The organism is Actinophytocola sp. (assembly GCF_050699935.1).
Classification (GTDB): Bacteria; Actinomycetota; Actinomycetes; order Mycobacteriales; family Pseudonocardiaceae; genus Actinophytocola.
Genome location: NZ_JBOHGB010000101.1, coordinates 1 through 25519, shown reverse-complemented (window position 1 = coordinate 25519; position 25519 = coordinate 1). Strand labels below are relative to the sequence as shown.

Here is a 25519-nt window from a genome sequence, read left to right as displayed (position 1 = left end):
CGCAGCGCCCGCTCGACCTCGCGGTGCCCGCGGGCGACCTGCTCAACGTCATGGCCGAGGCCGGGCGCCGGGCGGGCAGCGCGGTCCGCGACCTGATGGCGGCCGACCCCGACCCGGACGGCGGCACGACGCTCACCGCGATGCTCTGGTCCGGCTCGCAGCTAGGCCTGGTGCACATCGGGGACAGCCGCGCCTACCTGTTGCGCGACGACGAGCTGTTCCGGATCACCCACGACCACACGGTCGTGCAGGCGATGGTCGACGAGGGCAAGCTGACCGAGGACGAGGTGGCCACGCACCCGCAGCGGATGCTGCTCCTGCACGCCCTCGGCACGGGCGTCGAGCCGGACGTGCAGCTGCGCGACGTGCGGGCGGGCGACCGGTACCTGCTGTGCTCGGACGGGCTGCACCGGGTGCTGCGCGACGCCACCCTGCGCGAGGTGCTCGGCTCGGTCGCCGAGCCGGAGGACGCCGTCGGGCACCTGGTGGAGCTGGCCAACCAGGAGGGCGGGCCGGACAACGTCAGCTGCGTGATCGTCGACATCGAGCAACGCTGACCCTTCGCCGGGCGGCCTGCGCTATGAAGGGACGGTGCCCGCCGAAGATCCACGCCCCGACTTCGTCCCCGACTGGCCGACCTGCGAACGGGACCCGGGCTGCCGCGGCATCCCGGCCGGCGACGGGCGGTACTGCCTCGCGCACCTCGACCCGGACGAGCGGGACCGCTTCATCGAGGGCCTCCGTCCCGGTGCGGATCTCGACCTGAGCGGGACGGTGATCAGCAACGAGCTGTTCGTGCGGCTGCTCTACGCCTGCCGCGACTACGAGACGCACCGCTTCCGGTTCGGCACCGTGCGGTTCAACCGCGCGTGGTTCCAGGGACGCACCTGGTTCGACTCCGCTGATTTCGCGGGCGATGCCGACTTCGCCGGTGCTTGGTTCGGAGGTCCCGTTCGGATCACGTCGACCTCGTTCGCTGGAACCCTGACGCTCGGCTCGGCGCAGTTCCGCGCCGGAGCCGACTTCACGGAGACGCACGCCCTCCGGCTCGTCCTCACCTGGGCTCGATTCGCCGGCGTGGCCAAGGTGCGGTTCGACGGGGCGATCGACTGCATGGGCGCTCGGTTCGAGGACGGCCTGGTGTTGGCGAGTTCGGCGCGAGTCGACGCGAACGGGGCGATCTTCGGTGCGGTGTCGTCGATCGACTCCGCCGAGCTGCTCTCCTTGGCGAACTGCGATGTGGGCAACCTGGTGCTCACGGACACGGATTTGCGGTGGTGCCGGTTCGCGGGCGCGCACCGGTTGGATCAGCTGCGCATCGACGGGCGATCCGGGTTCGGTACCCCGCCCCGGGGGCGATGGACACGTCGACGGGTGCTTGCCGAGGAGCAGGAATGGCGTGGGTGGTCCGAGGAAGCGCGCTCGTTTGCGGTGGGGCCGGCGCGGATCGGGGGGACGTACCGGGCGTTGCGGAAGTCGTTCGAGGACAGCAAGAACGAGGCCGGCGCGGGCGACTTCTACTACGGCGAGATGGAGATGCGCCGTCACTCCGGCGACACGCCGCGGGCCGAGCGGTGGATCCTCTGGGTCTACTGGCTGTTGTCCGGCTACGGCCAGCGCGCCGCCCGTGCCGTGGCCGCCCTGCTCGTGGTCATCGCGACCGTCGGCGTGCTGCTCGCCGTGTGGGGACAGCCGCCGGCGGAGGCCGCGCAGATCGCGGTCGGCGCCGTCGTGTTGCGGGACACACGCGCCGAGCTGACCGAGGCCGGGCAGTGGGCCGTCATGGCCGCCCGGGTGCTCGGGCCCGTCCTGCTCGCGCTCGCGGTGCTGGCGGTACGGGCGCGGGTCAAGCGGTAGGTCAGCCGGTAGTCAGCCGCCGCGGGCCATGCGGAGGACGTCGAGGGCCTCGTCGAGTTGGTCGAGGGTGAGCGTGCCGTTCTCGACGTGGCCCCGGGCCAGTACCACGTCCCGGATCGTGCGGCGCTCGGCGAGGGCCTGCTTCGCGATCGACGCGGCCTCCTCGTAGCCCAGGTAGCGGTTCAGCGGCGTGACGATCGACGGCGACGACTCGGCGTACTCGCGCTGACGGTCGGCGTTCGCCTCGACACCGGCGAACACCTTGTCCGCCAGCAGGTGTGACGCGGCGGCGATCAGGCGGGCCGACTCGAGCACGTTGCGGGCGAGCACCGGCAGCATCACGTTCAGCTGGAAGTTTCCCTGGCTGCCCGCGAAGGCCACCGCCGCGTCGTTGCCGATCACCTGCGCCACCACCATCATCGTGGCCTCGCAGATCACCGGGTTGACCTTGCCCGGCATGATCGACGAACCCGGCTGCAGGTCCGGCAGCGTCAGCTCGACCAGCCCGGTGCGCGGACCGGAGCCCAGCCACCGCACGTCGTTCGCGATCTTGTACAGGGACACCGCCACCGTGCGGAGCTGGCCGGACGTCTCCACCACGCCGTCCTGCGCGGCCTGTGCCTCGAAATGGTCGCGGGCCTCGGTCAGCGGCAGGTCGGTGCGTGCCGCGAGCTCCGCGGCGACCGCCGCGCCGAAGCCGTCCGGCGCGTTGAGGCCGCTGCCCACCGCCGTGCCGCCGATGGGCAGCTCCCCCAGCCGCGGCAGGCACGTCCGCAGCCGCTCGACCCCGTAGCGCACCTGCGCCGCCCACGCGCCCGCCTCCTGGCCGAGTGTGACCGGCACGGCGTCCATCAGGTGCGTCCGGCCGGACTTGACGACCTCGGACCACTCGCCGGCACGCCGCTCGATCACGTCCGCGAGGTGCTCGAGCGCGGGGACCACGTCGCGGACGACGGCCTCGGTGGCCGCGATATGTATCGTGGTGGGGAAGGTGTCGTTGGACGACTGCGAGGCGTTGACGTGGTCGTTCGGGTGGACGTCCCGGCCCAGGGCACGCGTGGCGAGCGTCGCGATCACCTCGTTGGCGTTCATGTTCGACGAGGTGCCCGAGCCGGTCTGGAACACGTCGATGGGGAACTGGTCGTCGTAGTGACCCGCGGCGACCTCCTCGGCGCCGGCGGCGATGGCCTCCGCGAGTTCCGCGTCGAGCGTCCCGAGGCGCTGGTTGACGCGGGCGGCGGCCGCCTTGAGCAGGCCGAGCGCGCGGATCTGGCTCCGCTCCAGACCACGGCCGGATATCGGGAAGTTCTCCACCGCGCGCTGGGTCTGTGCCCGCCACAACGCATCGACGGGCACCTCGACCTCGCCCATCGTGTCGTGCTCGATCCTGAACTGATTCTTGGTCACATATTCAGTCTGGCCTGACGCCGCATGGCACGCTTGGGTAGCTTGTGGTGGTCCTGGCCACTGTCCACGAGGTAGGTGTGCATGAGCTCCGCCGAGACGCCGTCCGAGGTCGACCTGCTGATCGTCGGCGCCGGCCCGACCGGGCTGTTCGCCGCGTACTACGCGGGCTTCCGCGAGTTGAGCACCGCGGTGGTCGACTCGCTGCCGGAGGCCGGCGGGCAGGTCACCGCGATGTACCCGGAGAAGAAGATCTTCGACGTGGCGGGCTTTCCCGTGGTGCTGGGCAGAGATCTGGTGTCGGCGCTGGTCGAGCAGGCGGACCAGTTCAAGCCGACCTATCTGCTGGGTCGCCGCGCGCGCACGGTGTCCGAAGTGGACGGCAGGTTCGAGGTAGGGCTGGACGGCGGCACGGTCGTGCGGACGGGTGCGATCCTGATCACCGCGGGTATGGGTGAGTTCACCCCGCGTCCACTGCCGGCCGGCGACGGCTGGCTGGGCCGCGGCGTGGTCAACTTCGTGCCGGAGCTGGAGGCACTGCGCGGGCAGGACGTGGTGATCGTCGGCGGTGGCGACTCGGCGTTCGACTGGGCGCTGTCGCTGCACCCGATCGCGAAGAGCGTGACGCTGGTGCACCGCCGCAACAAGTTCCGCGCGTTCGCCGCGACCGTGCGGCAGGTGCGTGAGCTGGGCGTGCCGATCATCACCGACGCGCAGGTGGTCGAGCTGCGCGGCGGCGAGGCGGACCGGCTGGCGGAGGTCGAGCTGGACGTCAACGGCGAGGCGGACCCGGTCGTGCTGCCGGCGCAGACCGTGGTGGCGGCGCTGGGCTTCACGGCGGACCTGGGCCCGATCGAGTCGTGGGGCCTGGAGATCACCCGCCGCGCGGTGGCCGTCGACACGACGATGCGCACGGACCGCGAGGGGATCTACGCGGCCGGTGACATCGCCGCGTACCCGGGCAAGGTCAAGCTGATCGCCACGGGCTTCGGCGAGGCAGCGACGGCGGTGAACAACATCGCGGTGGCGCTGAACCCGGAGGCGCACCTGTTCCCGGGCCACTCCAGCGACGTGAGCTGAGGCCGCTCAGCCACGCCAATTCCGGGCGAGCAGCCCGAACAGGAGGTCGTCGGTCCACTCGCCCTTGATCCAGGTGTGCTCGCGCCGGTGCCCCTCGCGCTCGAAGCCGAGCCGGTCGAGCAGGCGCGCGGACGCCGTGTTCCGCGCGTCGCACTCGGCGGACACCCGGTGCAGGCCGGTGGCGAACACGCGGTTCAGCACACATCGGACGGCCTCGGTGGCGTAACCACGGCCCTGGTGGGCCCGGGCCAGCGTGAATCCCAGCTCGGCCTGCCCGCGGTTGTCGTGCAGACACACCGCGACGTCCCCGGCCAGCACGCCGCCCGCCCGCAGCGTGACCGCGTACTGGAACCAGCCGGGCGCGTCCTCCGCCGCGGCGGCGAACTCCGCCACGAGGCGCTCGGCGTCCACAAAGGACACCGGGGCCTGCCAGGACTGGTAGCGCGCGACCTCCGGATCGCAACGGTAGTGGGCGAACGCGGCGGCGTCCGCGGGCTGGAACCGTCGGATGACCAGCCGGCTGGTCGTCTCGAGCACCTCACCAACGCTACGTGACGACCCGCACGACGTCACCCACGGCGAGCCCCTCGTAGAAGGCCCGCGCCGCCGAGCCCGACAGGTGGATGCAGCCGTGCGACAGGTCGCTCAGGCTGCCCTCGTGGAACGCGATGCCGCCGTTGAAGAACACCGAGTACGGCATCGGCGCGTTGTCGAACTCGCTGCTCAGGTGGTCGATGTCCTTCCACCCCACGTTGAACGTGCCGGGCGGGGTCTCGTAGCCCGCGCGGCCGTGCGTGATCGGCACTGGGCCGAGGGCGACCTCGCCGCCCGCGAGCAGCCACGCCTGGCTCGACGACAGGTCGACGCACGCGGCCGCGCCGCCGTCACAGGGCACGCCCGCCGGGGGCGGCGGGGGCTCCTTCACGATGGTGGCGTTCGCCTCGACGACCTCCGGCAGCTCGCGCATCGTCGTCGGCCCCGGCTTGGGCGGCGGCGCGGTGGTGCTCGGGCTCGTCGTCGGAGCGGGCGTGGACGGCGGCGGTGCCGCGCTGTCCGCCGTCGCGCACGCGCAGAGCAGGCCCGCGCCGGCCACGGCCAGTGCGGCGATCATCGTGGGCACGCGCATGCCGGCTCCTTCCGCCTCGTACCCTGGATGACGACCAAGATCGAGCCGAGGTTGCTCGGCCAGCGTGCCGTTCGCAAACCGTTACGGAAGGCCGAAGGCCGCATGCGGGACGGGCGGCGTCCCACATGCGGCCTTCGATTTCGGATCGTCAGGCCCCGGTAGTCTGAGCGATCCAGTCGGCGTAAGCCGTGGCGTTGGTGTAGATCGACGGTCCCGTCGCGCACGTCGAGTCACCGTTGCCGCTGCGGCTCGTCACGCCGATCAGCGTGAAGCTGCCGTCCGCGCCCACGATCTGCGGGCCGCCCGAGTCGCCGTAGCACGCACCCGCGTTCCCGTTCGGGTTGCTGGTGCACAGCTCCAGCGCCGCGTCGATGCCGGTGCAGGAACCAGCGTCCAGCACCTCGACGTCAAGCTGCTGCAGGAAGTCCGGCGCACCACAGGCACCGGGCTGCGGGCAGGTCTGGCCCCAGCCGAGCAGGCGGGACCCGGTGCCCACCGGAGCGTCGGCCGCGAGCTGGATCGGCGCCGACGTCGCGGCGGCGGACAGCTTCACGAGCGCGATGTCGTTGCCCGGCGAGACGCCGTCGTAGTCCGGGTGCGGCGTGATCTCCGCGGCCTGGGCCTCTTCGCCGCCCTGCTGCCATTCGTTGGTGCCGATGCGCATCGTCACGCTGGCCGGGTCGGATCCCTCGACGCAGTGCGCGGCGGTGAGCACCCACTCCGGGTTGATCAGCGAGCCACCACAGAAGTGCTGGCCACCGTCCTGCAACGACACCATGAACGAGTACGTCTGGTCGGCGTCTCCGCCACCCACGATCATCGGCGAGACGCCGGAGTTGTCGTCCGCGACGGCGGACGGCACAACGATGGCGGCCGCGATGGCGGCTGCCGCGCCGGCGAGAAGGCCCACGACCAGAGAACGCTTTCGCATGTTCTCTCTCCTTCCATGCCCCATGCCCTGGCTGGACACAGTTGCGGAAGGTAGTTGTTCATCACGATTTGGTGACACCCGCAAAAGTAGGGAGCGCCACCGACGATCGTCGGTCGATAACGGCGGTCGGTCAGGGCAGGGGCGGCAGCGTTTTCTCGTCCGCGGCCCGCTCGAGCCGGTCGAAGTCGACCGTCGAGTACTGGCGCAGCTTGGTCAGCCGGTGGAAGCCGTCGATCATCCGCACCGTGCCGGACTTCGAGCGCATCACGATCGACTGGGTCGTGCAGCCGCCGCTGCGGTAGTGCACACCGCGCAGCAGGTCACCGTCGGTGACGCCGGTGGCACAGAAGAACGCGTTGTCGCCCTTGACGAGGTCGTCGGTGGTCAGCACGCGGTCCAGGTCGTGGCCGGCGGCGATGGCCTTCTCGCGCTCGACGTCGTCCTTCGGCCACAGCCGACCCTGGATCGCACCGCCCATGCACTTGAGCGCGCACGCGGCGATGATCCCCTCCGGGGTGCCGCCGACGCCGATCAGCATGTCCACGCCGGTGTTCGGCCGCGCCGCGGAGATCGCGCCCGCCACGTCGCCGTCGGTGATGAAGTGGATGCGTGCGCCGGCGTCCCGGACGGCGCGGACGAGTTCCGCGTGCCGGGCACGGTCGAGGATGCAGACGGTCACGTCGGACACGTCCGTGTGCTTCGCGCGGGCCACCCTCCGGACGTTCTCGGCGACCGGCGCGGTGATGTCGACGACGTCGGCCGCCTCCGGGCCGACCGCGAGCTTCTCCATGTAGAACACCGCGGACGGGTCGAACATCGCGCCGCGCTCGGTGGCCGCGAGCACGGCGATCGCGTTGGGCATTCCCTTGGACATCAAGGTGGTCCCGTCGATCGGGTCGACCGCGACGTCGCACTCCGGGCCGTCGCCGTCGCCGACCTCCTCGCCGTTGTAGAGCATCGGCGCGTGGTCCTTCTCGCCCTCGCCGATCACGACGACGCCGCGCATCGAGACGGTGCCGATCAGCTTGCGCATGGCGTCGACCGCGGCGCCGTCCCCGCCGATCTTGTCGCCGCGGCCGACCCAGCGACCCGCCGCCATCGCCGCCGCCTCGGTCACCCGCACCAGTTCCAGCGCCAGGTTGCGGTCGGGTGCCTCTGGCCTCGGTGTGCTGTTCGCCTGGCCCGTCGACTGGGTCATGCCGCCTCCCGATGTCGCCCCGCGATAGAACCTCCCGATCCTCCCAGATTTCGGGAGCTGGTGTGGTGGCCGGGAACGCCGATAGACCCGGCGAACGTTCCCGGCCACCGCGCCAGGCACGAGTGAGCGTGATCTCGACCTGGTGCGAGGATGGCGGCGTGACGGACAGCGGACGGCCGCCCGGGCGCGCGGGGCTCGGCATGCGCGAGATGGTCGGGGCCATGGTCGTGCTGCTGGTGATCGTCGGCCTGCTCGTGACGGTCACGCGCAGCTGCTCGTTCGACCCCGGCGCGCCGTCGGCCGACCGCGGCTCGGCGCCGAGCGTGGACGTGTCGGTCAAGCTGCACGAGGCGGCGTCGTCGGTGACGTTCCCGGTGCGGCAGCCGGAGTTGCCCTCGTCCTGGCACGCGAACTCGTCCTCGACAGCACCGGTCGGGTCCGGCTCCGGCGCGGACGTCGTGGTCCGCGTCGGGTGGCTGACGCCGGGCGGGCGGTACGTGCAGCTGAGCCAGTCGGGTGGGTCGCCGGGCGACGTCCTCGCCGCGGAGACCGGTGCGGCGTCGTCCCGCTCCGGGTCGGTGTCGGCGGGCGGGGTGTCGTGGGGGACCTATCCCTCCCGGCGGGACGAGGTCGCGTGGGTCGCCACGCTCGACGGTGCGGTCGTGTTGATCACCGGGGACGGTTCGCAGGAGGAGTTCCGGCGCCTCGCCGCCGCGGTCGCCGAGGCCGGACCCGTCGCGCGGTAGTCGCGCGGTAACGGGCTCAGGTGGCGCGCCAGCAGCCCTCGACGTGGTCGTCGACCATGCCCGTCGCCTGCATGAGGGCGTAGGCCGTCGTCGGACCGACGAAGGCGAACCCCCGCCGCTTCAGCTCCTTCGCCATCGCCTTCGACTCCGGCGTGATCGCCGGGACCTGCGCCAGCGTCCGCGGGCGCGACCGCGTCGCCGGGTCCGGGGCGAAGGACCACAGCAGCTCGTCGAGGGGCACGTCCAGCTCGGCGACGGCCCGCGCGTTGCGGATGGCGGCGTCGATCTTGGCCCGGTTGCGCACGATCGACGCGTCGGCCATCAGCCGGGCCACGTCCCCGTCGCCGAACTCCGCCACCCGCTTCGGCTCGAAGCCGGCGAACGCACGGCGGAAGCCCTCCCGCTTGCGCAGGATCGTCAGCCACGACAGCCCCGACTGGAACGCCTCCAGCGTCAGCCGCTCGTACAGCTCCGCCGCACCGCGCAGCGGCACGCCCCACTCGTCGTCGTGGTACGCCACGTAGTCCTCGGCCGAGTTCCCCCACGGGCAGCGGAGTCGCCCGTCCGGGCCGGCCGCCGCGGCGCTCACTGTGTCCATGGTTCGCTTCGCTTCTGCGTTACTCGCCGTCTTCCCTTGTCGTGTGCTCGGCGTTGGCGCGTCTGTGTGCGTTCGTCAGTCCAGATGGCGGACGCTGCGTCGTTCTCGCTCGCGGTGTTGGATGGTTCGCTTCGCTTCTGCGCTACTCGCCGTCTTCCCTCGTCGTGTGCTCGGCGTTGGCGCGCCTGCGCGCGCTCGTCAGTCCAGACGGCGGACGCTGCGTCGTTCTCGCTCGCGGTGTTGGATGGTTCGCTTCGCTTCTGCGCTACTCGCCGTCTTCCCTTGTCGTGTGCTCGGCGTTGGCGCGCCTGCGCGCGCTCGTCAGTCCAGATGGCGGACGCTGCGTCGTTCTCGCTCGCGGTGTTGGATGGTTCGCTTCGCTTCTGCGCTACTCGCCGTCTTCCCTTGTCGCGTGCTCGGCGTTGGCGCGCCTGCGCGCGCTCGTCAGTCCAGACGGCGGACGCTGCGTCGTTCTCGCTCGCGGTGTTGGATGGTTCGCTTCGCTTCTGCGCTACTCGCCGTCTTCCCTCGTCGCGTGCTCGGCGCTGGCGCGCCTGCGCGCGCTCCTCAGTCCAGACGGCGAACGCTGCGTCGCTCTCGCTCACGACGACTCGCGCTCGGCGAGGCGCTCGCGCAACTCCGTCACCTCGGCGCGCAGCTCGTCCAGCTCACCGCTGACGCGGCGCAGCACCCAGTCGACCTCGGACATCTTGTACCCGCGCAGCACCAGCTGGAACCGCACCTCGCGCACGTCGTCGGCGGTGATGCCGGACGCGGGCAGGCGGGTCGGCGAGGCGCCGGGCGGCAGCGCGGGCAGCTCCTCGCCCCGGCCGAACACGACCGAGGCGATCAGGAAGACCACGGCCGCCACGAGCACCATGACGACCAGGTAGATCAGTGCGGTGGTCACGACAGGGATCGTGTCACACACGACCGACAGGAAGTCAGCGCACAAGTAGCTCCCGCATCGGCGGCCGGTCCGTGACCGCCACGCCGGCCGTGTCCGGCAGCCACTCGCCCGCCACCTCCACGAACCGCGTGAGCTCGCCGGCCGCCGGGTCCACGCCGGGCGGCAGCAGGCCGCAGCGGGCCAGCGCCGTGCCGAGGATCTGACGGGCCATCAGCCCGAGCGCGGGCAGCGGCTGGTTGCGGTGCCGCCGCACGCCCAGGTTGACCTGCGCGATGCCGGACAGCCCGACGATCGCGTGCGCGTCCAGCAGCAGGCCGATCTCCACCCCGTACCCGGACGCGAACGGCACCGACTCGAACAGCGTGCGCGTGCCCGCGTACTCGCCCGACAGCGGCTGGATGACCCCGGACAGCTCCGGGCGCAGCGCCGAGATCAGCGGGCGGGCCATCAGCTCGGTGACCCGCCCACCGCCGGACCCGGTCGCGTCCTCGGTGGCCAGCGGCCGGCGGTAGAAGCCCTTCACCAGAGCCACGTCCGGCTCCAGCAGCAGCGGGCCCAGCAGCGTCGGCACGAAGTCCGGCGACGGGTCGACCAGGTCGGAGTCCACGAACACCAGCAGGTCGCCGCTCGTCGCGGCGAGCGAGCGCCAGAGCACCTCTCCCTTGCCGGGCAACGGTTCCAGCTCGGGCAGCACCTCGGTGCGGCGCACCACCCGGGCGCCCGCCGCGGCGGCCACCTCGACCGTACGGTCCGTCGAGCCGGAGTCGAGCACGACGAGCTCGTCGACCAGCGTGCCGACGTGCGGCCGGATCGAGGCGATCACGGCCCCGACCGTGGCCTCCTCGTCCAGCGCCGGCAGCACGACGCTGACTGTGCGGGATCCCTTGGCCACCAACAGGTCCGCGATCATCCACTCGACACTCTGCCAGGTCCGCCCGGCGAACCACTCGCGCGCGTCGGGGTGCATCAGGCCAGCGCCCGCACGCAGCGCACCGGCTGCCGGGTCCCGGCGATGCTCGCGACCATCTCGACCGCCTTCCTGGTCCGGCCCACCTCGTGCGCGCGGAACACCCGCGCGCCCGCGTACGCCGCGACCGAGGTCGCCGCGATCGTCCCGTCCACCCGGTCCGTGAGGCCGACGCCCAGGGTCTCGCCGACGAAGTCCTTGTTGGACAACGCCATCAGCACCGGCCAGCCCGTGTCGACGAGCTCGCCGAGCCGGCGCAGCAGCGCGAGGCCGTGCCAGGTGTTCTTGCCGAAGTCGTGGGTCGGGTCGATGAGCACGCCGTCCGCGGGCACGCCCAATGCCACCAGGCGTTCCGCGCGGGCCACCAGCTCGGCGGTCACCTCGGCCACCACGTCCAGGTACCGCACGCGGTGCGGGTCGGTACGCGGCGCCACGCCACCGGTGTGCGAGCAGACCATGCCCGCGCCGAACTCGGCTGCGACCTCCGCCACCCGCGGGTCCGCACCGGCCCACGCGTCGTTGATCAGGTCGGCGCCGGCCGCGCACGCCGCCCGGCCGACCTCGTGGCGCCAGGTGTCCACGCTGACGACCAGGTCCGGGTGGCGCTCGCGGACCTGCTCGACCAGCGGCACGACCCGGCGCAGCTCCTCGCCGGCGTCGACCCGCTCGCCGTGCCCGCCGGCCCGGACCCCGCCGATGTCGACGATGTCCGCGCCCTCGGCGACCAGCCGGTCGACCGCGGCCAGCGCGGCCTGCTCGCCGTAGGTGGAGCCGCGGTCGTAGAAGGAGTCCCTGGTGCGGTTGACGATCCCCATCACCAGAGCGCGGTCCTGCGCCACCGTACGGCTGCCGAAACGAAGTGTGCCCACATCCGGATCGTGCCACGGCCGGTCTTGGAGCAACCAACGGAACCTCAGGGGACCGTGACGCAACCCAGCCACAAGTACGTGGCTTTCCGCACCATCCGCCGGAACGCAACCAACACTTTTCATTCCGGGGAGGCGGACTAGCTAGTGGGTCTCGATCCAGGACTGGTAGGCCTCCTCCACCACGCGGATGGCGTCGTCGACGTCGTCGGTCACGTGCAGCAGCGCGATGTCCTTCTCGCCGATCTTGCCTTCCTTGTAGACGGTGTCGTGCACCCAGTCGTACAGGCCGCCCCAGTAGGACCGTCCGAATAGGACGACCGGGAACTTGGTGACCTTCTTGGTCTGCACCAGGGTGAGCGCCTCGAACAGCTCGTCGAGCGTGCCGAAGCCGCCCGGCAGGCAGATGAACGCCTGCGCGTACTTGACGAACATCGTCTTGCGGGCGAAGAAGTAGCGGAAGTTCACGCCGAGGTCGACCCACGGGTTGAGGCCCTGCTCGAACGGCAGCTCGATGCCCAGCCCGATGGACAGCCCGCCCGCCTCCGAGCAGCCGCGGTTGACCGCCTCCATCGAGCCCGGGCCGCCGCCGGTCATCGCCGCGTACCCCGCCTTCGCCAGCGCCGCGCCGATCTCGAGGCCGAGCTGGTACTCGGGGTGGTCGCGAGTGGTCCGCGCCGAGCCGAACACGGTGACCGCGCGCGGCACCTCGGCCAGCGCGCCGAAACCCTCCACGAACTCCGCCTGGATGCGCAGCACCCGCCACGGGTCGGTGTGCACCCAGTCCGCCGGGCCGCGCGAGTCGAGCAGCCGCTGGTCGGTGGTGGTCGCCTCGTCCCTTCTGGACCTCCGCAGTACCACCGGGCCGCGCTGCTTCTCCTTGGGATGCTCCTCGTCCGGCTGGTCGGCGAATTGCTCGATCGTCACTCGCGCGAGTCTAGATCCACCCACCACCAGCGGAGTGTCCGGCCGACCGCCGCCACGTGGCGACCCGGGTTCGCGTCCGGGTCGGTGACTTGGCCGATCGCCGCCCGCCCGCGTCCAGCGGGACCTCGAGTCCGTCCTGGTGCCCAGGGCTGGCAGACGGCCGTGACCCTGGCGCTGGTCGTCGCGGCGAGCACGCTCGTGGTGTTCCTCGTCGAGGAGCCCGGCGCCGGTCGCCGGCTGGCCCTGGTGGTCGCGCTGCTGCTGGCGCTCGCGCACCTCGTCCGGGCCGCCGGCGTACGCGAGCGCTGAGGTACGCGAGCGCTGAGCCGTGCCGACGCCCGGCTCAGCCGAGGAACCGGCCGAGCACGTCCGCGCAGCGGTGGATGTCGGCGATCGGCACGTGCTCCTGCTTGGTGTGCGCCAGCGTCGGGTCCCCGGGCCCGAAGTTGACCGCGGGCATGCCGAGCGCGGCGAAGCGGGCCACGTCGGTCCAGCCGAGCTTCGCCACCGGGACGCCGCCCGCCGCGGTGACCAGCTCGGCGGCCGCCGGGGCGGACAGGCCGGGCAGCGCGCCGGCCGCCACGTCGGTGACCGTCAGCTCGTAGCCGGCGAACACGTCCCGCAGGTGCGCCTCGGCGTCGGCCGGGGAGCGGTCGGGAGCGAAGCGGTGGTTCACGGTCAGCACGGCCTCGTCCGGCACCACGTTGCCGCTCACCCCGCCCGCGATCCGCACCGCCTGCAGGCCCTCGCGGTAGGTGCAGCCGTCGATGTCGACCACCCGCGGCCGGTACCGCTCGAGCCGGGCCAGCGCGTCGCCGAGCGCGTGGATCGCGTTGGCTCCCATCCACGCCCGCGCGGTGTGCGCCCGCGTGCCGGTCGCGCGCAGCGCCACGCGCATCGTGCCCTGGCAGCCGGCCTCGACGACCGCGTTCGACGGCTCGCAGACGATCGCCAGGTCGCCGGCGAGCCACGCGGGGTCCTCGCGCTCGACGCGGCCCAGCCCGTTGCGCTCGGCCTCGATCTCCTCGCAGTCGTAGAAGACGAACGTGAGGTCGTGGCGCGGCTCGGTCACCGTCGCGGCGACGCGCAGCATCACCGCGACGCCGCCCTTCATGTCGCAGGTGCCGAGCCCGTGCAGGTACTCGGCGTCGCGGCGGACCGGCAGGTTTCCGTTGACCGGCACGGTGTCCAGGTGCCCGGCGAGCACCACGCGCGAGGGTCGGCGCAGCGACGTACGGGCCAGCACCGCGTTGCCCGAGCGCGCGATCTGGAGGTGTCCGGCCTGGTCGCGCAGCGCCGCCTCGACCGCGGCGGCGAGCTCCGCCTCCGCGCCTGACACGCTGTGGATGCCGGCCAGCGCGGCGGTGAGGTCGGCGGGGTCGCCCGCGAGGTCGAGCTTCGGGATCACGCTCGGCACGCTACCGGCCAGGGGCATGCAACCCGGGGCGTGGGACCCCGCGTGACTACCTGTGTCCAGGGATCGCTCGGGAGGTCTGATGAACGATCGTGAGCAGGGGTTCGCCGACTACTTCGCCAGCCGGTCGAGTGCCCTGCGCGGCACGGCGTACCTGCTGTGCGGTGACTGGCACCGTGCGGAGGACCTCGTCCAGACGACGTTCGTGAAGCTCTACCGCGCGTGGCACCGGATCACCGCGCGCGGCACGCTCGACGCCTACGCCCGGCAGGTCCTGGTCCGCACCTACCTGGACGAGAACCGGCGCGGCTTCTTCTTCCGGGAGAAACCGACCGCCGACCACACCGACGCGAGCGCCCCGCCGGCCGGCAGTACCGAGGACCGTCTCGTGCTGCTGCGGGCGCTCGGCGAGGTACCGCCCCGGCAGCGCGCCACCCTGGTGCTGCGCTACTGGGAGGACATGTCGGTCGAGGACACCGCGCGGGCCCTGGGCTGCACGAAGGGGACCGTGAAGAGCCAGGCGGCCCGCGGCCTCGACGCCCTGCGCGACATCGTGCCGACGACGGCCTTCACCAACTAAAGCCTCATCGACCGAGCTTGACCGACTAGGAGAGCCATGAACGAGCAGGAGCTGCGGCACGCCTTGCGCGCGACGATGGCGACGACTCAGGCCCCGCCGCCGATGAGCGAGATCCCGGTGCTCGACGCCGCCCGCCAGGCCGCGCGGCGGCGGCGGGCCCACTGGGCCGGGGTGGGCAGCGCGGCGGCCGCGGTGGCGGTGATCGGGGTGGCCGTCGTGGTCGTCGCGACCACCTCGGGCGCGGGCGGGCCCGAGGCCATCATCCCCGCGACCCCGCCGACGAGCACGACCACCTCCGGCGGCGACAAGGAGCCCTCGCAGACCCAGTCCTGGCCGAACGGTCAGACCGACCGCACGGCGAGCTCCGGTCCCGAGTTCGACCGGGGTGTCTTCCTGCTCGCCCAGCTCGACGCCGCGGTGCCAGCCGGGTACGAGTCGCCGGACGACCTCGTGGGCACCGGGGATCTGGCGGGGGCGCCGATGAAGGACCACCAGGCGCAGTACGCCGACACCGTCGACGGAGTCGAGGTGTGGGAGTACATGGCGGACGCGGCCGTGACCAAGGGCGACCGCGTCGGCCGGCTGCTCGCCGAGGTGACGACGGCGGGCAACCGGTCGACCGGCGAGGGGTGTGACCTGGAGCCCGGACTGTGGGGCATGGAGGCGGACGACTGCACCGAGGTCGTGGTCGACGGCAAGCGGGTCGGCGTGTTCACCGCCCCCACCCAACGCCACCGGGCCGCTCAGTTCGACCAGTGGGCCGGCTACCGGCACGACGACGGCACCGTGGTGTTCGTCGGGCAGGCGGGCTACCGCGCCTTCACGAACTTCCCACCGCTGGGCGAGCTGCCGCTGTCCGCCCGGCAGCTGGCGGAGCTGGCCGCCGACGACAGGTTCCACCTGGACTAACCTGTCCAGGCGTGAGCAGCGCAGACCTGAACGCAGAAGTCGATCCCGCGACCACCGGAGCCCAGGGGGTGGGCCTGGCCACCGTCACCGACGACGGGACCGTGCTCGACACCTGGTTCCCGTACCCGAAGCTCGACGACGGGCGGATGCCGGGCACGAAGCACCTGTCCGAGCAGGAGGCCGTCGACGAGCTCGGCGCCGGGGCGTCCGCCCTGCTCGGCCCGGACGTGGACCGGTCGGTGGAGGTCGTCGCGGTGCGGACCGGGATCCTCTCGCTCGCGAGCCCGCCGGCCGACGTGTACGACGCCTACCTGCGGCTGCACCTGCTGTCCACGCGGCTGGTGGCGCCGCACGGGCTCAACCTCGACGGCCTGTTCGGGATCCTGTCCAACGTCGTGTGGACCAACCACGGACCGTGCCGGGTCGAGGGCTTCCCGGCCACGCGGCTGCGGCTGCGGGCGCGGGGCGCGGTGACCGTGTACGGCGTGGACAAGTTCCCGCGGATGGTCGACTACGTGATCCCGGCCGGCGTGCGGATCGGCGACGCGGACCGCGTGCGGCTGGGCGCGTACCTGGCGACCGGCACGACCGTGATGCACGAGGGCTTCGTGAACTTCAACGCGGGCACGCTCGGCGCCTCCATGGTGGAGGGCCGCATCTCCGCCGGCGTGGTCGTCGGCGACGGGTCCGATGTGGGCGGTGGCGCGTCGATCATGGGCACGCTGTCCGGCGGTGGCACGGAGACCATCTCGATCGGCACGGGCTGCCTGGTCGGCGCGAACGCCGGGGTGGGCATCTCGCTCGGCGACGACTGCGTGGTGGAGGCCGGCCTGTACGTGACCGCGGGGACGAAGGTGACGCTGCCGGACGGCCGGCTGGTGAAGGCCCGCGAGCTCTCCGGCCGGCCGGGCCTGCTGTTCCGCCGCAACTCCGCCAGCGGCACGGTGGAGGTCGTGGAGCGCGCGGGCAGCGGCGTCCAGCTCAACGCGATACTGCACGCGAACGACTGAGTCCTTTGCGGACGGTGCCGCGGGCGGTCCGGTCCGAGCGGTCCGGTATTCGGCCGGTGTCGCCTAGCATGGATCGAATGACGCGCCCCGTCCCGATCGACCTCAGTGAGCTCGGACTGCCGGCCACGCCGCGCGAAGCCGCCGCCGGTGATCCGCCCGCGGTGCACGTGCGCGCGCGGCTCGACCAGCAGCTGCGCGCGCTCCTCGAGCACGAGGCGGTCGCGCGGCAGGGCATTGATCCCGAAGGCGTGCACCAGATGCGCGTCGCCGTGCGGCGGATGCGGGCCGCGCTGAAAGCGTCCGGCGAGCCCGAGTTCGCGGCCGCGCAGGCCGAACTCGGTTGGCTGGGCGGGATTCTCGGGCGGATCCGCGACCTCGACGTCCTGCTGGCGCACCTGCGCGCGCAGGCGGCCGACCTCCCCGCGGACGAGCGGGCCGCCGCCGAGCGGCTGCTGCACGGGCTCGTCGAGGAGCGCCGGCGTGCCCGCAGGCGGATGCTCGACACCTTGCGCGGCGCCCGCTACGCGACGCTGCTGACCACGCTGGCCGCGCTGGTCACCGCCGAGGTCGACGGCGAGCCCGTCCGCGAGCGGGTCGCCCAGCAGGCGCTGCTCGACGTCGTCACGAAGCCGCACCGCAAGCTCGCGAAGGCCGCCCGCGCGCTCGACGACGACCCGTCCGACGAGGACCTCCACGCGCTGCGCATCCGGGGCAAGCGGTTGCGCTACGCCGCCGAGCTCGCCGAGCCCGCCGGGGGCAAGCCGGTGCGCAGGCTGATCAAGGCCACCAAGGAGTTCCAGGACGTCCTCGGCGAGCACCAGGACACGGTCGTGGCCGAGGCCGAGGTCAGGCGGCTGCTCGCCGAGCAGACCGACGCGGACGCGGACGGCGGCGTGGACGCCGACGTCGTGTTCGTCGCCGGGCGGCTCGTGGAGCGGGAGCGGACGCGGCGCGCGGCGTGCCGGGCCCGCTGGCGCGACACGCTCGACGAGGTGGACCGGCTCGCTGCCGACCTAGTGCCTGGAAGGCGTCCTTCAGGGCACTGAGCGTCAGGAAGGCGTCCTTCCAGGCTTTGCCAGCCGAGCGGCCGCGGCGGCGACGCGCTCGTCGGTGGCCGTCAGCGCGACGCGGACGTGCCGGTCGCCGGTCGGGCCGTAGAAGGTGCCCGGCGCGACGAGCACGCCGCGCTCGGCGAGCCACCGGACCGTCTCCCACGCTGGCTCGTCGCGGGTCGCCCAGAGGTACAGGCCCGCCGCCGAGTGGTCGATCCGGAAGCCGGCGCCGAGCAGCGCGGTCCACAGCGCCGCCCGCCGGGCGCGGAACCGGTCCCGTTGCGCGGCCACGTGCTCGTCGTCGGACAGCGCCGCCGTCATCGCGGCCTGAACCGGCCGCGGCACGATCATCCCGGCGTTCCTGCGGGTCGCGAGCAGCCGCGCCACCAGCGAGGGGTCACCGGCCACGAAGCCGGCGCGGTAGCCGGCCAGGCTGGACGACTTCGACAGCGAGTGCACCGCCAGCACGCCGTCGAACGAGCCGCCGCACACGTCCGGATGCAGCACCGACACCGGCGCCGCGTCCCAGCCCAGTGTCAGGTAGCACTCGTCGGACACCACGAGCGTGCCGCGCTCGCGGGCCCAGTCGACGACCTTGCGCAGGTGCTCGGCCGGCAGCACCTGCCCGGTCGGGTTCGAGGGGGAGTTGAGCCAGAGCAGCGCCGGGCGCTCGGGCCCGACCGCCACCGTGCTGTCCGCGCGCAGCAGCCGCGCGCCGGCGAGCTCGACGCCGGCCTGGTAGGTCGGGTAGGCGAGCGACGGGATGACGACGAGGTCGCCGGCGCCGAGCCCGAGCAGGGTCGGCAGCCACGCGACGAGCTCCTTGGAGCCGATGGTCGGCAGCACCGCGTCCGCGGGCAGGCCGGTCACGCCGTGCCGCCGGGTGAGTGCGCCGACCGCGGCCTCGCGCAGCTCCGGTGTGCCGTGTGTGGTGGGGTAGCCGGGAACGGCCGCCGCCGAGGCGAGTGCGTCCTGGATCGGCTGGGGCACCGGGTCGACGGGCGTGCCGACCGACAGGTCGACCAGGCCGTCCGGGTGCGCCCGCGCCAGCGCCTTGGCCTCGGCCAGCGAGTCCCAGGGAAAGGTCTGGAGCGCCCGCGTCACTCGTCGTGCTCGACCGGCGGCAGGTCCTTGATCCACTGCGGATCAGCCGAGACCTTGCCGACCTTGGCCGCGCCCCCGGGCGAACCCAGCTCGTCGAAGAAGTCGACGTTGGCCTTGGTGTATTCCTTCCACTGGTCGGGGACGTCGTCCTCGTAGTAGATGGCCTCCACCGGACAGACCGGTTCGCAGGCACCGCAGTCCACGCACTCGTCGGGGTGGATGTAGAGCATCCGGTCCCCTTCGTAGATGCAGTCGACCGGGCACTCTTCGATGCATGCCTTGTCGAGCAAATCGACGCAGGGCTCGGCGATCACGTAAGTCACTGCGTTCTCCTGCTTCTTCCCGTTGATGTTGCCTGCACGCGGACGTTACCGGCTACCCCTAGTATCCCTCTCAGCAGTTGGCTGCTCTCACGTGGTGGGACCAAGTGTGGTGGCGAGCACGCGGCCGAGGACGATGGCGGACGGTAGCGCTCCGGCGCCGAACAGCAGCAGCGAACGCCAGTCCGACGTCAGCAGCATGTCACCGCCCGGCCCGAACATCCCGAACCAGGCCACCGTGACGATCCAGGCCAGCAGCGGCGCGGAGGCGACCGCCAGCCGCGGCGAGATCCGTCCCGCGGCGGCCACCAGCCAGGGCGTCGAAACGGCCGCGAGGATCGGCATCAGCGGCAGCGGGAGGCCGTCCAGGTTGGGCAGCAGGTAGCCGTCGAAGGCCAGCGGCAGGTACAGCAGCTCGACGACCGCGAGCACGACGGCGTCGAGCATCAGGACGCCGAGCAGCACCCGGTCCCGCGGCTGCATCTACATGCCCCCGAACAGATCGGTGTCCGCGCCCGTGGGGTCGCCGGCGGCCAGCGCGTAGAACTCGGCGGCCGGGATCGGCGCCGCGATGCCGTTGGACAGCGCGTAGCAGTGCGTGCCGTCGGCCGACTGCCACACGCTGATCTGCGTCGCGTGCGCCCGCAGCGCGCGCTGCTTGACCGACAGCACGTCGGCGATCGAGACGGTGGTCGTGATCCGCGAGTCGTCGGTGGCCGGCAGCTCGCCGGGCTCCGGCAGCCGGTAGGGCAGGTCGGTGACCTGTGCGAGCTCGGCGACGCCGTTCTCGGTGGCCTGCCTGGAGTTCACCACGTGGAACACGCGCGCGGGGCCACCGACGCTGTCGCCGGCCTTCTCGCGGGCGGCCATCGTGACGTCGTGCGCGCGGATGTGGTCGGGGTGGCCGTAGCCGCCGTCGGGCCCGTAGGTGACCACGACCTGGGGCCGCACGTCGTCGAGCACGGCGGCGAGCACCGCGGCCTGCTCGTCGAGGTCGCCGCCGGCGAACGCGCGCGGGTGCGCGTTCGCCGCTACACCCGCCATGCCGGAGTCGCGCCACCGGCCGGGCCCGCCGAGCCACCGGTGGTCGGACACCCCGAGCGCCGCGCAGGCCGAGCGCAGCTCGCCGATGCGGTAGCCGCCGAGCTGGTCCGCGCAGCCGGCGGCGAGCTCGCGCAGCGCGTCGGGGATGATCTCGCCCTCCTCGCCGAGCGTGCAGGTGACGACCGTGACCTGCACGCCGGCTGCCGCGTAGCGGGCGATCGTGCCGCCGGTCCAGAGACTCTCGTCGTCCGGGTGCGCGTGCACGAGCAGCAGCCGGGGAGCGGCGGAGAGCGTCATGGGGTGTGGTCCAAGTCTGGTCAGTCGATCCGCATCCGCGGGTCGAGGTACGCGCAGAGGATATCGAGGAGAGCGATCAGCACGACGAAGGCGATGACCATGTAGGACATGATCGCCATCAGCAGTGGGGCGTTCAGCGACCGCAGCGCTCGCACGAAAAGATACCCGACGCCGTTGTACTGGAAGATCGTTTCGACGACGAGCGCGCCACCCAGCGTGGCGCCGAACTCGATCGCGGCGATGTTGGCGAGCGGGATGACCGCGTTGCGCAGGGCGTGTTTGAACAGCACCGTGCGCGGCGGCAGCCCCTTCGAGCGGGCGGTGCGGACGTAGTCGGACTCCAGCACCTCCAGCATCGACGCACGCGTCAGCCGGATCGTGATCGCCAGCCCGGCCAACGCCAGCGCGAACGCGGGCAGCAGCAGTTCGTCGTACCAGTGCACCTCGACCGCGATCGTGCGCGGCAGCGAGGGGAACAACGTGATGCCGAGGACCCGGGTGCCGGCGAACGTGTCCCGCAGCGCTGCCGCGATGACGATCAACGGCATGGACATCGCCACGATGGCCGACACGCTCACCAGGGCGTCGGTGAACGAGCCGCGCCGGACGGCGGCGAGCACGCCGGCGCTGATACCGATGACCAGCTGCAGCACGATCGCCGTCACCGCCAGGCGGACCGTGTTCGGCACGACGTCGGTGATCATCCCGAACACCGGCAGCCGCTTGTCGTAGTCGATACCGAGGTCGCCGGTGAACAGGTTCGCCAGGTAGTTGAGGTACTGCACCGGCAGCGGCCGGTCGAGCTTGAACGTCTCCCGCAGGATCGCCTGCGTCTGCGGCGGGATGACCTTCTCGCCGACCGCGGCGAACGGGTTGCCCAGCTGGTAGAGCCCGACGTAGCACAGGAACGTGATGATCACGAAGACCAGCAGGGTCTGCGCGGTGCGGCGCAGGACGAACCGCGGCATCACCCGGCCCTGCCGGTCCGGGGCCTGTTCGCATCACGGTGGATCGAACAGGCCCCGGTTGGCGCGTGTCTCAGGCGCGCACCACCTCGCGCAGCGCGGCGTAGTGGCAGGCGGCGTCGTGGCCCGGCTTGCCGGTGACCTGCACCAGCGGGGGCGGCTCCTCGATGCACCGGCGCGCGTCGCTCTCCGAGAGCTGCTCGAACTTCCAGCAGCGCGTGCGGAACCGGCAGCCCGACGGCGGGTTGGCCGGGTTCGGCACGTCGCCGCGGAGGACGATGCGCTCGCGCTGCCGCTCCAGGCGCGGGTCCGGGATCGGCACGGCGGAGATCAGCGCCTGCGTGTACGGGTGGTGGGGCCGGTCGAACAGGTCGTCACGGTCGGCGATCTCCACCACCTGACCCAGGTACATCACCGCCACGCGGTCGGCGATGTGCCGGACCACGGACAGGTCGTGCGCGATGAACATGTACGTCAGGCCCAGCTCGTCCTGCAGGTCCTCGAGCAGGTTGACGATCTGCGCCTGGATCGACACGTCCAGGGCGGACACCGGCTCGTCGAGCACGATGAACTTCGGGTTCATCGCGATCGCGCGGGCGATGCCGATGCGCTGGCGCTGGCCGCCGGAGAACTCGTGCGGGTAGCGGTCCGCGTACTCCTCGGCGAGGCCGACCGTGTCGAGCAGGTCGCTGATCGTCGACTTGGTCATCGTGGCGCCGAGCAGCTGGTACTTCTCGGTCAGGATCTGCCGGACCGTCATGCGCGGGTTCAGCGACGCGTACGGGTCCTGGAACACGATCTGCATGTCCCGCCGCGCCTTGCGCAGCTTGTCCTTGCTCAGCGCGGTGATGTCGAGCCCGTCCAGGCTGACCCGGCCGCTGGTCGGCTCGAGCAGCCGCAGGATCGCCCGTGCCGTCGTGGACTTGCCGCACCCGGACTCGCCGACCAGGGCCACGGTCTGGCCCCGGTAGACGTCGACGGACACGCCGTCGACGGCCTTCACGTCGCCGATGGTGCGCTTGATGAACACCCCGCTGCGGATGGGAAAGTGCTTGACGAGGTTCTCCACCTCGAGCATCGGCCGGTGGTTCGGCTCGGCCACCCCGACCCCGCCCTGCTGTGCTGCCCCCTGGCTCATCGGATCTTCTCCTCGTGTGCCATGGCGACCCGGTCACTGTGCACGCACGCCGCCCGGTGTCCGTTCCCGGTCGCGGAACCGTTGACCGACATGAGCGCCGGCACCTCGGCCAGGCACGCGTCGGTCGCGAAGGCGCAGCGCGGATGGAACGCGCAGCCCTGCGGAACCTTCGCCAGGCTCGGCGGCAGGCCCTGGATCGGCACCAGCCGGTCCTGCCGCCGCACGTCCATCCGCGGCAGGCTCGACAGCAGGCCGAACGTGTAGGCGTGCCGGGGCTGGTAGAAGATCTCGTCCGCGGTGCCGGTCTCCACGATCTTCCCGGCGTACATGACGTTGATCCGGTCCGCGTAGCTCGCGACCACCCCGAGGTCGTGCGTGATCAGCACGACCGCGGTGTTGCGGTCCTCCTGCAGCTTCTCCAGCAGTGCCATGATCTGCGCCTGCACGGTCACGTCCAGCGCGGTGGTCGGCTCGTCGGCCAGCAGCACGTGCGGGTCGTTGGCGAGCGCCATCGCGATCATCGCGCGCTGGCGCATGCCACCGGAGAACTCGTGCGGGTACTGGTTGAGCCGCACCGCCGGGTTCGGGATGCCGACCTCGCCGAGCAGGTCCAGCGCCCGCTTGCGCGCGGTGTGCTTGGTGACGTCCTGGTGGATGCGCACCATCTCGGCGATCTGGTCGCCGATCTTGAACACGGGGTTCAGCGCGGTCAGCGGGTCCTGGAAGATCATCGCGATCTGGCTGCCGCGGAGCTTGCGCTGCTGCTTCTCCGGCATCTTCAGCAGCGACCGGCCACGCAGCAGGACGTCCCCGCTCGGGAACGTCGCGGGCGGGCTGGGCACCAGGCCCAGGATCGTCATCGCGGACACCGACTTCCCGGAGCCGGACTCGCCCACGATGGCGAGCGTCTCGCCCTCGTTGACGTGCCAGGACACCCCGTCCACGGCCTTGACCACGCCGTAGTCGGTCTTGAAGTGCACCCGCAGGTCGCGGACCTCGAGCAAGGGCGCTGGTGGGCCCTCGAGGTCGATCTCCGCAGCGCTGCTCATGTCTGGGATCTCCTTGGTATCGGCAGGAATCGGCCGCGAGTCAACGCAGCTTCGGGTCGAGCGCGTCGCGCAGACCGTCGGAGACGAACGCGAACGAGAGGGTCGTGAGGCAGATGGCGGCGCTCGGGAATATCCACAGGTAGTCCTTGCCGGCGACCTGCACCTGCTCGATGCCCTGGTTGATCAGGCGGCCCCACTCCGGGGTGTCGGGCGGCACGCCCACGCCGAGGTAGGCGAGCGAGGCCATGGCGACCACCGCGACGCCGATGGCGGTGAAGGAGTAGATGAACACCGGCTGGATCGCGTTCGGCAGGATGTGCCGGATCACGATCCGGATGTCCGAGGCACCAATCGACCGCGCCGCCTCGACGTACTCCGACTCCCGCAGTGCCAGGATCTGGCCGCGCATCAGGCGGGCCGCGGTCGTCCAGCCGAGGATGACCAGCGCGAAGATCACCTGGGGGAGACCGGAACCGAAGGTCCGGACCACCAGGATCGCGCCGATCAGGAACGGGAAGGCCAGGAAGACGTCGGTGGCGCGCATGATCAGGGCGTCGGCGAACCGGCCGCGGTAGCCGGCGATCGCACCGAGCGTGACGCCGAGCGTCATCGCGCCGAGCATCGTGCAGAGCCCGACGATCAGCGCGAGCCGCAGGCCGTAGAGCATGCCGGAGAACAGGTCCCGGCCGAGCACGTCGGTGCCGAACCAGTGATCCGGGCTCGGCGCCTGAAGGGTGTTGACCAGGTTCTGGTCGTACGGGTCGTACGGTGTGATCAACGGCTGGAGCAGCGCGGTCACCACCATGAGGGTGACGATCACGAGCCCGCCTATGGCGAGCTTGTTGCGCCGGAAACGCCGCCAGAAGTCGGCGAGTGCGGTCCTGGAGACCTTCTTCTCGCCGTTGCCGCCCTCCTCGGGCACGCGCTCGTGGTGTTCCGCCGGCTCGACGAGCACCGCCTGTGCGGGCATGCTCAGGTCGGCCGGGTCGGGTGTGGTGGTCACGGGTCTACCTCACTCAGCTCAGCCGGATCCGTGGATCGAGATAGGCGTACAAGATGTCGACGATCATGCTGAGGAACACGTATATCAGTACCGCGAACGTCACGATCGCCATGATCACCGGGTTGTTGTTCTGGTTGATCGATTTGACCAACAGGAACCCGACACCGTTGTACTGGAACAGTGTCTCGGTAATGAGCGCGCCGCCGAGCAGAATGCCGATGCTGATGCCGACATAGGTCACGACCGGAATGATGGAGTTCCGGAAGGCGTGCTTCATGATCACGGTCCGCTCGCCGAGGCCCTTGGCCCGTGCGGTGCGGATGTAGTCGGTGCGCAGGACCTCCAGCATGGAGCCGCGCATCAGGCGGGCGATGAACGCCGCGTCGACCACGGCCAACGTGACCGCCGGCAGCAGGATTTCCTGATACCAGGGCACTACTTCGGTGAACGATCGGGGTACGCCGGGGAATATCCACGCCCCGGCGACGGTCTGCCGCAGCCAGATGCCGATGACGAAGGTCGGGATGCCGATCGAGAGCGTGGTCAGGATGGTGACCAGGACGTCCCAGAAGGAGTAGCGGAAGACCGCGGCGATGATGCCGGCGGTCACGCCGATGATGACGTCGATGATGATGGCGGCGAGCGCGAGGCGAGCGGTGGCCGGCAGTGCCTCGCCGATCATCTCGGAGACCTCGCGGCGCTGGTTGAAGTCGATGCCCAGGTCGCCGATGAACAGGTTGCCCAGATAGGTCAGATACTGCATGGGCAGCGACTTGTCCATGCCGAACTTCTCGCGCAGGATCGCCTGGGTCTCCGGGGGCACCACCTTGTCGCCGGTGGAGGCGAAGGGATCCCCGAGCACGAACAGGCCGATGAACAGCAGGAGCGTCGCCGCGATCACGACCAGTATGGCCTGGGCGAGCCTGCGGATTACGAACTTCCCCATGGGTAGGTGCCGGCTTCCTCGGATCGACAGAAGGAAATGGGTGCCAACCGGTGGTGGCCGCGGTCCGTGCTACGGACC

The 25519-nt window shown here is 71.5% G+C and carries 29 protein-coding genes; 9 read left to right on the top strand and 20 right to left on the bottom strand.

From position 1 onward, the window contains the following. Positions 1 to 557 (top strand): PP2C family protein-serine/threonine phosphatase (locus ACRDTB_RS26425; RefSeq protein ID WP_431434564.1); only part of this gene is annotated, 557 nt, incomplete at its 5' end. Positions 558 to 591: 34 nt separating this feature from the next. Then, positions 592 to 1857, top strand: a complete 1266-nt coding sequence (locus tag ACRDTB_RS26420) for a pentapeptide repeat-containing protein (RefSeq protein WP_431434562.1) — start codon at positions 592 to 594, stop codon at positions 1855 to 1857. 12 nt (positions 1858 to 1869) lie between these two features. On the opposite strand, the gene ACRDTB_RS26415 is transcribed toward ACRDTB_RS26420, so the two are convergent. Then, complete coding sequence (locus ACRDTB_RS26415) at positions 1870 to 3264, bottom strand: class II fumarate hydratase (RefSeq protein WP_431434560.1); 1395 nt, start codon at positions 3262 to 3264, stop codon at positions 1870 to 1872. A gap of 81 nt (positions 3265 to 3345) precedes the next feature. Here ACRDTB_RS26415 and ACRDTB_RS26410 point away from each other — a divergent pair, with 81 nt between their 5' ends. Then, positions 3346 to 4341 carry an NAD(P)/FAD-dependent oxidoreductase gene (locus tag ACRDTB_RS26410; RefSeq protein WP_431434558.1) on the top strand — a complete coding sequence of 332 codons (996 nt, stop codon included), beginning with the start codon at positions 3346 to 3348 and terminating at the stop codon, positions 4339 to 4341. 6 nt (positions 4342 to 4347) lie between these two features. Here ACRDTB_RS26410 and ACRDTB_RS26405 read toward each other — a convergent pair whose 3' ends face one another. The 4 genes from ACRDTB_RS26405 to glpX all read right to left on the bottom strand — a co-directional run bounded on the left by ACRDTB_RS26405 (position 4348) and on the right by glpX (position 7596). Then, complete coding sequence (locus ACRDTB_RS26405; protein WP_431434556.1) at positions 4348 to 4878, bottom strand: GNAT family N-acetyltransferase; 531 nt, start codon at positions 4876 to 4878, stop codon at positions 4348 to 4350. A 10-nt stretch (positions 4879 to 4888) separates the two neighbouring features. Further along, on the bottom strand, positions 4889 to 5467 hold the full coding sequence (locus tag ACRDTB_RS26400) for a L,D-transpeptidase (protein ID WP_431434554.1): 579 nt from the start codon (positions 5465 to 5467) through the stop codon (positions 4889 to 4891). 148 nt (positions 5468 to 5615) lie between these two features. Next, on the bottom strand, positions 5616 to 6398 hold the full coding sequence (locus tag ACRDTB_RS26395; RefSeq protein ID WP_431434552.1) for a S1 family peptidase: 783 nt from the start codon (positions 6396 to 6398) through the stop codon (positions 5616 to 5618). A gap of 130 nt (positions 6399 to 6528) precedes the next feature. After that, a complete protein-coding gene (glpX, locus tag ACRDTB_RS26390; protein WP_431434550.1) occupies positions 6529 to 7596 on the bottom strand; it encodes a class II fructose-bisphosphatase in 1068 nt (355 codons plus the stop codon). Positions 7597 to 7754: 158 nt separating this feature from the next. Between glpX and ACRDTB_RS26385 the strand changes: the two genes are divergently transcribed. Beyond that, entirely contained in the window at positions 7755 to 8342 is a 588-nt protein-coding gene (locus ACRDTB_RS26385; protein WP_431434548.1) for a DUF4245 domain-containing protein, read from the top strand. Between the two features lie 16 nt (positions 8343 to 8358). Here the strand turns inward: ACRDTB_RS26385 and ACRDTB_RS26380 are convergent, their stop codons facing one another. The 5 genes from ACRDTB_RS26380 to ACRDTB_RS26360 form a co-directional block, all read right to left on the bottom strand. Beyond that, entirely contained in the window at positions 8359 to 8940 is a 582-nt protein-coding gene (locus ACRDTB_RS26380) for a DNA-3-methyladenine glycosylase I (protein ID WP_431434546.1), read from the bottom strand. A gap of 601 nt (positions 8941 to 9541) precedes the next feature. Beyond that, entirely contained in the window at positions 9542 to 9850 is a 309-nt protein-coding gene (locus ACRDTB_RS26375) for a DivIVA domain-containing protein (protein ID WP_431434544.1), read from the bottom strand. 34 nt (positions 9851 to 9884) lie between these two features. Continuing rightward, the gene (locus ACRDTB_RS26370; RefSeq protein ID WP_431434543.1) at positions 9885 to 10817 is read right to left on the bottom strand and encodes a glucosyl-3-phosphoglycerate synthase; all 933 of its coding nucleotides are present in this window, start codon (positions 10815 to 10817) and stop codon (positions 9885 to 9887) included. Further along, a complete protein-coding gene (gene folP / locus ACRDTB_RS26365; protein WP_431434541.1) occupies positions 10817 to 11686 on the bottom strand; it encodes a dihydropteroate synthase in 870 nt (289 codons plus the stop codon). Before folP ends, ACRDTB_RS26370 begins: the two co-directional genes overlap by 1 nt. A 141-nt stretch (positions 11687 to 11827) precedes the next feature. Further along, complete coding sequence (locus ACRDTB_RS26360) at positions 11828 to 12610, bottom strand: TIGR00730 family Rossman fold protein (protein WP_431434539.1); 783 nt, start codon at positions 12608 to 12610, stop codon at positions 11828 to 11830. A gap of 162 nt (positions 12611 to 12772) precedes the next feature. On the opposite strand from ACRDTB_RS26360, the gene ACRDTB_RS26355 reads away from it, so the two are divergent. Beyond that, a complete protein-coding gene (locus ACRDTB_RS26355; RefSeq protein ID WP_431434538.1) occupies positions 12773 to 12919 on the top strand; it encodes a hypothetical protein in 147 nt (48 codons plus the stop codon). Positions 12920 to 12953: 34 nt separating this feature from the next. On the opposite strand, the gene dapE is transcribed toward ACRDTB_RS26355, so the two are convergent. Beyond that, positions 12954 to 14015, bottom strand: coding sequence for a succinyl-diaminopimelate desuccinylase (gene dapE, locus ACRDTB_RS26350; protein ID WP_431434566.1), 1062 nt, complete (start codon positions 14013 to 14015; stop codon positions 12954 to 12956). Between the two features lie 91 nt (positions 14016 to 14106). Here dapE and ACRDTB_RS26345 point away from each other — a divergent pair, with 91 nt between their 5' ends. The 4 genes from ACRDTB_RS26345 to ACRDTB_RS26330 all read left to right on the top strand — a co-directional run bounded on the left by ACRDTB_RS26345 (position 14107) and on the right by ACRDTB_RS26330 (position 17569). Further along, on the top strand, positions 14107 to 14604 hold the full coding sequence (locus ACRDTB_RS26345) for a SigE family RNA polymerase sigma factor (RefSeq protein WP_431434536.1): 498 nt from the start codon (positions 14107 to 14109) through the stop codon (positions 14602 to 14604). Positions 14605 to 14640: 36 nt separating this feature from the next. Then, entirely contained in the window at positions 14641 to 15513 is an 873-nt protein-coding gene (locus ACRDTB_RS26340; RefSeq protein WP_431434534.1) for a hypothetical protein, read from the top strand. Between the two features lie 11 nt (positions 15514 to 15524). Further along, positions 15525 to 16523 carry a 2,3,4,5-tetrahydropyridine-2,6-dicarboxylate N-succinyltransferase gene (dapD, locus tag ACRDTB_RS26335; RefSeq protein WP_431434532.1) on the top strand — a complete coding sequence of 333 codons (999 nt, stop codon included), beginning with the start codon at positions 15525 to 15527 and terminating at the stop codon, positions 16521 to 16523. Between the two features lie 77 nt (positions 16524 to 16600). Then, entirely contained in the window at positions 16601 to 17569 is a 969-nt protein-coding gene (locus tag ACRDTB_RS26330; RefSeq protein ID WP_431434531.1) for a CHAD domain-containing protein, read from the top strand. Between the two features lie 3 nt (positions 17570 to 17572). Here ACRDTB_RS26330 and dapC read toward each other — a convergent pair whose 3' ends face one another. From dapC to ACRDTB_RS26285, 9 genes are all read right to left on the bottom strand, one after another. Beyond that, positions 17573 to 18679 (bottom strand): succinyldiaminopimelate transaminase, encoded by a 1107-nt coding sequence (dapC, locus tag ACRDTB_RS26325; protein ID WP_431434529.1) that lies wholly within the window; start codon positions 18677 to 18679, stop codon positions 17573 to 17575. Further along, positions 18676 to 19002: a ferredoxin gene (fdxA, locus tag ACRDTB_RS26320; RefSeq protein WP_431434527.1), complete on the bottom strand. Its 327-nt coding sequence runs from the start codon at positions 19000 to 19002 to the stop codon at positions 18676 to 18678. Before fdxA ends, dapC begins: the two co-directional genes overlap by 4 nt. Positions 19003 to 19089: 87 nt before the next feature. Then, the gene (locus ACRDTB_RS26315) at positions 19090 to 19482 is read right to left on the bottom strand and encodes a hypothetical protein (protein WP_431434525.1); all 393 of its coding nucleotides are present in this window, start codon (positions 19480 to 19482) and stop codon (positions 19090 to 19092) included. Continuing rightward, positions 19483 to 20340: an N-acetyl-1-D-myo-inositol-2-amino-2-deoxy-alpha-D-glucopyranoside deacetylase gene (mshB, locus tag ACRDTB_RS26310; protein ID WP_431434523.1), complete on the bottom strand. Its 858-nt coding sequence runs from the start codon at positions 20338 to 20340 to the stop codon at positions 19483 to 19485. Positions 20341 to 20360: 20 nt separating this feature from the next. After that, on the bottom strand, positions 20361 to 21308 hold the full coding sequence (locus tag ACRDTB_RS26305) for an ABC transporter permease (protein WP_431434522.1): 948 nt from the start codon (positions 21306 to 21308) through the stop codon (positions 20361 to 20363). A gap of 70 nt (positions 21309 to 21378) precedes the next feature. Next, entirely contained in the window at positions 21379 to 22443 is a 1065-nt protein-coding gene (locus tag ACRDTB_RS26300; protein ID WP_431434520.1) for an ABC transporter ATP-binding protein, read from the bottom strand. Beyond that, positions 22440 to 23492, bottom strand: coding sequence for an ABC transporter ATP-binding protein (locus ACRDTB_RS26295; protein WP_431434518.1), 1053 nt, complete (start codon positions 23490 to 23492; stop codon positions 22440 to 22442). The genes ACRDTB_RS26300 and ACRDTB_RS26295 overlap by 4 nt, the downstream gene beginning before the upstream one ends. Positions 23493 to 23532: 40 nt before the next feature. Further along, the gene (locus tag ACRDTB_RS26290) at positions 23533 to 24495 is read right to left on the bottom strand and encodes an ABC transporter permease (RefSeq protein WP_431434516.1); all 963 of its coding nucleotides are present in this window, start codon (positions 24493 to 24495) and stop codon (positions 23533 to 23535) included. Positions 24496 to 24508: 13 nt separating this feature from the next. Beyond that, complete coding sequence (locus ACRDTB_RS26285) at positions 24509 to 25441, bottom strand: ABC transporter permease (RefSeq protein ID WP_431434515.1); 933 nt, start codon at positions 25439 to 25441, stop codon at positions 24509 to 24511. Between the last annotated feature and the right edge of the window lie 78 nt (positions 25442 to 25519).

Coding starts and splice junctions, on each gene's coding strand:
- ACRDTB_RS26300 (WP_431434520.1), bottom strand. CDS start 22,443: ATGAGCCAGGGGGCAGCACAGCAGGGCGGGGTCGGGGTGGCCGAGCCG.
- mshB (WP_431434523.1), bottom strand. CDS start 20,340: ATGACGCTCTCCGCCGCTCCCCGGCTGCTGCTCGTGCACGCGCACCCG.
- ACRDTB_RS26395 (WP_431434552.1), bottom strand. CDS start 6,398: ATGCGAAAGCGTTCTCTGGTCGTGGGCCTTCTCGCCGGCGCGGCAGCC.
- ACRDTB_RS26370 (WP_431434543.1), bottom strand. CDS start 10,817: ATGCACCCCGACGCGCGCGAGTGGTTCGCCGGGCGGACCTGGCAGAGT.
- ACRDTB_RS26345 (WP_431434536.1), top strand. CDS start 14,107: ATGAACGATCGTGAGCAGGGGTTCGCCGACTACTTCGCCAGCCGGTCG.
- ACRDTB_RS26305 (WP_431434522.1), bottom strand. CDS start 21,308: ATGCCGCGGTTCGTCCTGCGCCGCACCGCGCAGACCCTGCTGGTCTTC.
- ACRDTB_RS26380 (WP_431434546.1), bottom strand. CDS start 8,940: ATGGACACAGTGAGCGCCGCGGCGGCCGGCCCGGACGGGCGACTCCGC.
- ACRDTB_RS26340 (WP_431434534.1), top strand. CDS start 14,641: ATGAACGAGCAGGAGCTGCGGCACGCCTTGCGCGCGACGATGGCGACG.
- ACRDTB_RS26410 (WP_431434558.1), top strand. CDS start 3,346: ATGAGCTCCGCCGAGACGCCGTCCGAGGTCGACCTGCTGATCGTCGGC.
- glpX (WP_431434550.1), bottom strand. CDS start 7,596: ATGACCCAGTCGACGGGCCAGGCGAACAGCACACCGAGGCCAGAGGCA.
- ACRDTB_RS26315 (WP_431434525.1), bottom strand. CDS start 19,482: ATGCAGCCGCGGGACCGGGTGCTGCTCGGCGTCCTGATGCTCGACGCC.
- ACRDTB_RS26330 (WP_431434531.1), top strand. CDS start 16,601: ATGACGCGCCCCGTCCCGATCGACCTCAGTGAGCTCGGACTGCCGGCC.
- ACRDTB_RS26400 (WP_431434554.1), bottom strand. CDS start 5,467: ATGCGCGTGCCCACGATGATCGCCGCACTGGCCGTGGCCGGCGCGGGC.
- ACRDTB_RS26285 (WP_431434515.1), bottom strand. CDS start 25,441: ATGGGGAAGTTCGTAATCCGCAGGCTCGCCCAGGCCATACTGGTCGTG.
- ACRDTB_RS26295 (WP_431434518.1), bottom strand. CDS start 23,492: ATGAGCAGCGCTGCGGAGATCGACCTCGAGGGCCCACCAGCGCCCTTG.